This window comes from Micrococcus sp. LASM2_SD2, from assembly GCF_057364565.1.
This window is the reverse complement of record NZ_JBNFOB010000210.1, coordinates 1-4029: the sequence shown is the minus strand read 5'-3', so window position 1 is coordinate 4029 and position 4029 is coordinate 1. Positions and strand designations below refer to the sequence as shown.

Sequence of the window (4029 nt, the reverse complement as noted above, 5' to 3'; positions counted from 1 at the left end):
TCCCTGCCCGGGGACGAGGACGGGCGTGCGGGGCAGGGGCGGCTGGCGCGCCGACCCGGGCGAGCAGCCCGACGAGGACGACCACGCGGTCCTGCTGCTCACCTCGGCGGGTGAAGACGTGGCGGACGGACTGGAGGACGCCGCCGACGACGCCCACGCGGCGCTGGCCGCCGTCGGGGGCCTCACCCTGCGGTGGACTCCCCTGCCCCGTGACCCGTCCTGCTGAGGCGCTCGGCCCGCGTGAGTAGGCTGGAGTGATGGCGACGGTACTTCTCGTGCGGCACGGCCGCACCACGGCCAACGCGAGCGGACTGCTGGCGGGCCGCACCCCCGGGGTCAGTCTGGACGATCACGGCCGGGAGCAGGCGGCCCGCACCGCGGAACGGATCGCGGCCGTGCCCGTGGCCGCGGTGGTGGCCAGCCCCCTGGAACGGTGCGCGCAGACGGCCCGCGCCCTCCTCGATCGCCAGCCGGGGACGGTGCCCTCGCTGGTCGACGACGACCTCACCGAGTGCGACTACGGCCAGTGGCAGGGGCGCGCGCTCAGCGACCTGGCCACCGAGCCCCTGTGGGCGACGGTGCAGACCCAGCCGTCCGCCGTCGTCTTCCCCGGCGGGGAGTCCATGGCGGGCATGCAGTCCCGCGCGGTGGCGGCGATCCGCCGGCAGGACGCCGCCGTGGAGGCCGAGCACGGACCCGGGGCGGTGTGGGTGGCGGTGAGCCACGGGGACGTCATCAAGTCGATCCTGGCCGACGCGCTCGGCACGCACCTGGATCTGTTCCAGCGGATCGAGGTCGGGCCCGCCTCCGTGTCCATCGTGGGCTACGGACCAAGCCGACCGCGGGTCTGGGCGATGAACACCGACGCCGGCGACCTGTCCTGGCTCTCGAGCCTCGGGCCGTCCGACGACGCCCCGGTGGGCGGCGGCGCGGGCACCGGCCCCGGCGCGGTGGACGAGCAGACGCCTAGGATCGTGACATGACTGATGCACCTGCCCCCGCCCATGAGTTCGACTGGCCGGACCGGGTCGTGATCGGGACGCTCGGGCGTCCCGGAGCCCGCACGTTCTACCTGCAGGTGCGCACCGGGCCCCGGCTGGCGAGCCTGGCCCTGGAGAAGCAGCAGTCGGCCCTGATGGCGGAGATGATCGACGAGATCCTCGACGATCTCATGGCGCTGGAGGGCAATCCGCACAGCGTCCCGGCCAGCACGCCCGTGGAACTCGTGGACAACGATCCGCTGGACCCGGTGCAGGAGTGGTTCCGGGTGGGGGCCATCGGCCTGGGCTGGGACCCCACCACCGCGCAGGTGCTCATCGACGCGCACCCGCTGACCGACGACGACGCCGACCCGGCGCTCGAGGCGGACGCCGAGGCGGTGCGCGTGCGGATGCCCGTCGGCGCCGCCCGGGCATTCACCCGGCGCACCCGGGAGGTGGTGGACGCCGGCCGTCCGATCTGCTCCGACTGCGGCCAGCCCATCGACCCCGACGGCCACGACTGCACTCTCCCCGACTCCTGATGAGCGCCGCGGACGTGCCCGCCGGCGAGCTGATGGCCGGGGAGCTGACGCTCACCGGCCGCATCACGACGGCGTCCAACGCCACGTTCCTCGGCTCGATCGGTGACACCCCGGTGGTCTACAAGCCGGTGGACGGCGAGGCCCCGCTGTGGGACTTCCCCGCCGGAACTCTGGCCCGCCGCGAGGTGGCCGCGCACCGGGTGTCCAAGGCGCTGGGATGGGACATCGTGCCGCGCACGTGGCTGCGCGACGGCCCCTTCGGCGAGGGCATGGTGCAGCTCTGGCAGGAGCAGGACCCTGAGCAGGACGCCGTGGACCTGTTCCCGGCGGACGAAGTGCCGACCTCGGGATGGCTCACGATCCTGGAGGGTGAGGACGAGGACGGGAATCGGCTGGTCCTGGCCCACGAGGACTCGGCGGCGCTGCGCCGAATGGCGGTGTTCGATGTGATCGTCAACAACGCCGACCGCAAGGGCGCGCACATACTCGCCATGCCCGACGGGCACCGGCACGGCGTGGACCACGGGCTCACGTTCCATGTGGAGGACAAGCTGCGGACCGTGCTCTGGGGCTGGCTCGGCGAGGCGCTGAACGAGGAGGAGCGCGACGGCGTCGGCCGAGTTCTCGACGGGCTCGACGGTGAGCTGGGGCGGGGGCTGGCGGAGCTGCTGGGTGCCGTGGAGATGGGCGCCCTCGCCGCACGCTGTGCCCAGTTACTCGACGACGGGATCTTCCCTGCCCCCAGCGGGCTGACGCCGGCCGTGCCTTGGCCGCTGTTCTGAGGCGTCAGAGTGGCGAAAAAAGAAACCGAGGGCGTTCGAGCCAAGAAGAACTAGACGTTGAAGCGGAACTCCACCACGTCGCCGCAGATACCAACCTTTGATCTGAGGACTCTCATTCGTGCCCGCTGAGGTTGTGCCGTCGCTCTCATCATGCACTCTTCTTTTTCGGACGCTGCTCCCAGAAGCTTGAAATCGTCTTGGCTTTCCGGACGAGGATTCGCCGGCGCAACCAGCTTGGAGGCGCACCCGTTCGGTACGACACACGGATTGCTGCGTTCAGCGATGTGGCAAGACCAGCGTACTTTGCGAGCAATTTACCTGAATAGTTGCCCTCAATATTTACAACCGTCGCCATGTGGTCTCCTGCGGTACGCAACTCCCTAAGAGCTTCATCGACACCGGGCAAGAAGTACCTGATCTTCCGTCGCGTACTGTCAACCCTCTGGCCAGCCTCCTTAGCCCTTACGTGCCAATCCACCACGCTTTGGCCACGCACAGATCTCTTCTCCATCACATCGATTGAAGCCAAAATCGTGTATATGTCTTCGCTCAGCTCCACGAGATACGGGGCCACGATCTCACGATGAGCCGCCTTCGCAGAAGCCTGGCGATCCACGACAGCGTTCACGATTAGCGTGATGATCGAACCAAGCGCAGCGATACCAGCGGCAATCGTCGTCGCGAGAGGCTGATCCATCCTCACGCACCCTTTCGTAGGTAGTCTCTAATCCCGATTACGCAGAGCTGCTCACTTCTTCGCAGCAGATGCATTTCCGCGATGCCAATCGCAGGGGTGCCCGCAGACACGAACATTTGGTGGTCAGGCAAAACGAAGGCCCAGCCGCTCGTATGCCTGGAAAGGTTGCACGCAGCTCACTCCGACGGCGGCGGCATCTGGCAGCTTGACGCGCTTCTTGGACTCAGCGTTTGGGACTTCGCGCGTGATGACCGTAGCCCCCAGCGCCCTGGCTTGCGCTACTAGCCGCAGATCAGCCAAGGCCATGAACTCGTCGATCGCCGCTTGGGTGAACTGGCGGGTGGGTCCAGTAGCCCATGTTACGAGATCAATGATGGCTGCAAGGGAGTCGTCATCCTCCTCCAGCCAGAACTCTTCAGGGGTGTTATCGCGCACCCAGGCGCTCAGATCATCGTCGCCGTCGGCGATCTCGTCGTACACGGCCTTGATCGAACCGACCGTACCGGCCACGCTCTGCTCGTAGAGCCAGCTCCAGTATCTCGGGGCCAGGTTGAACGAGTAGTAGTGCCTGCTCGCTTCGATGAATGCGTTGGCGTCGATTAGGTACATTTAGCCACGCACCGTTCCCAGATAGCTTGCGTACGAATCAAAGTTCTTCATGGACTTGAACGACATGAGCCGGGCAGCATCCGTGAAGCGCGTCCGGCCAGCCATCGCGTCGCTAATGAGCGCACGGGAAAGCCTTGTTCCGATTCTGTATGGCTGGTTATAGAGGAACTGGCCACCCGGTCCGCTATCAGCGCGCTCGAATCGACGCAGGCGTTCAACTTCTGCGTCGTAGTCCGTCTGGAAGTCTTCGAAATCGTAAAGTCGGTTCCGGCGCAGGGCCTGCAGGACGACAAGAGTCGGGACTGCCGCATGGATAGGTGACATCTGATCTGGCTTGCCCGCAGGGCGGCCTGGAAGGATGTGCACCATGCCCGCTCCCTACCCCCAGGAGTTCCGCGAAGACGTCGTGCGCGTGGCCC

At 66.9% G+C, this 4029-nt stretch carries 6 protein-coding genes and 1 pseudogene; 4 read left to right on the top strand and 3 right to left on the bottom strand.

The features are described 5' to 3' along the window. The 4 genes and pseudogenes from AC2W7A_RS10075 to AC2W7A_RS10060 form a co-directional block, all read left to right on the top strand. Positions 1 to 226, top strand: a pseudogene (locus AC2W7A_RS10075) (hypothetical protein); the annotation flags it as partial. A 31-nt stretch (positions 227 to 257) separates the two neighbouring features. After that, the gene (locus tag AC2W7A_RS10070; protein WP_485991239.1) at positions 258 to 983 is read left to right on the top strand and encodes a histidine phosphatase family protein; all 726 of its coding nucleotides are present in this window, start codon (positions 258 to 260) and stop codon (positions 981 to 983) included. Beyond that, positions 980 to 1522 (top strand): DUF3090 domain-containing protein, encoded by a 543-nt coding sequence (locus AC2W7A_RS10065; protein ID WP_485991238.1) that lies wholly within the window; start codon positions 980 to 982, stop codon positions 1520 to 1522. Before AC2W7A_RS10070 ends, AC2W7A_RS10065 begins: the two co-directional genes overlap by 4 nt. After that, complete coding sequence (locus tag AC2W7A_RS10060; RefSeq protein WP_485991237.1) at positions 1522 to 2304, top strand: SCO1664 family protein; 783 nt, start codon at positions 1522 to 1524, stop codon at positions 2302 to 2304. The genes AC2W7A_RS10065 and AC2W7A_RS10060 overlap by 1 nt, the downstream gene beginning before the upstream one ends. Positions 2305 to 2452: 148 nt before the next feature. On the opposite strand, the gene AC2W7A_RS10055 is transcribed toward AC2W7A_RS10060, so the two are convergent. The 3 genes from AC2W7A_RS10055 to AC2W7A_RS10045 all read right to left on the bottom strand — a co-directional run bounded on the left by AC2W7A_RS10055 (position 2453) and on the right by AC2W7A_RS10045 (position 3979). Beyond that, positions 2453 to 3007 (bottom strand): hypothetical protein, encoded by a 555-nt coding sequence (locus AC2W7A_RS10055; RefSeq protein ID WP_485991236.1) that lies wholly within the window; start codon positions 3005 to 3007, stop codon positions 2453 to 2455. Between the two features lie 117 nt (positions 3008 to 3124). Beyond that, on the bottom strand, positions 3125 to 3610 hold the full coding sequence (locus tag AC2W7A_RS10050) for a DUF4411 family protein (protein WP_485991235.1): 486 nt from the start codon (positions 3608 to 3610) through the stop codon (positions 3125 to 3127). After that, positions 3611 to 3979: a hypothetical protein gene (locus AC2W7A_RS10045; RefSeq protein ID WP_485991234.1), complete on the bottom strand. Its 369-nt coding sequence runs from the start codon at positions 3977 to 3979 to the stop codon at positions 3611 to 3613. Positions 3980 to 4029 lie beyond the last annotated feature (50 nt).

Excerpts from the sequence above, each read along its gene's own strand:
- AC2W7A_RS10065 (WP_485991238.1), top strand. The coding sequence starts at position 980 with ATGACTGATGCACCTGCCCCCGCCCATGAGTTCGACTGGCCGGACCGG.
- AC2W7A_RS10045 (WP_485991234.1), bottom strand. The coding sequence starts at position 3,979 with ATGGTGCACATCCTTCCAGGCCGCCCTGCGGGCAAGCCAGATCAGATG.
- AC2W7A_RS10050 (WP_485991235.1), bottom strand. The coding sequence starts at position 3,610 with ATGTACCTAATCGACGCCAACGCATTCATCGAAGCGAGCAGGCACTAC.
- AC2W7A_RS10070 (WP_485991239.1), top strand. The coding sequence starts at position 258 with ATGGCGACGGTACTTCTCGTGCGGCACGGCCGCACCACGGCCAACGCG.
- AC2W7A_RS10060 (WP_485991237.1), top strand. The coding sequence starts at position 1,522 with ATGAGCGCCGCGGACGTGCCCGCCGGCGAGCTGATGGCCGGGGAGCTG.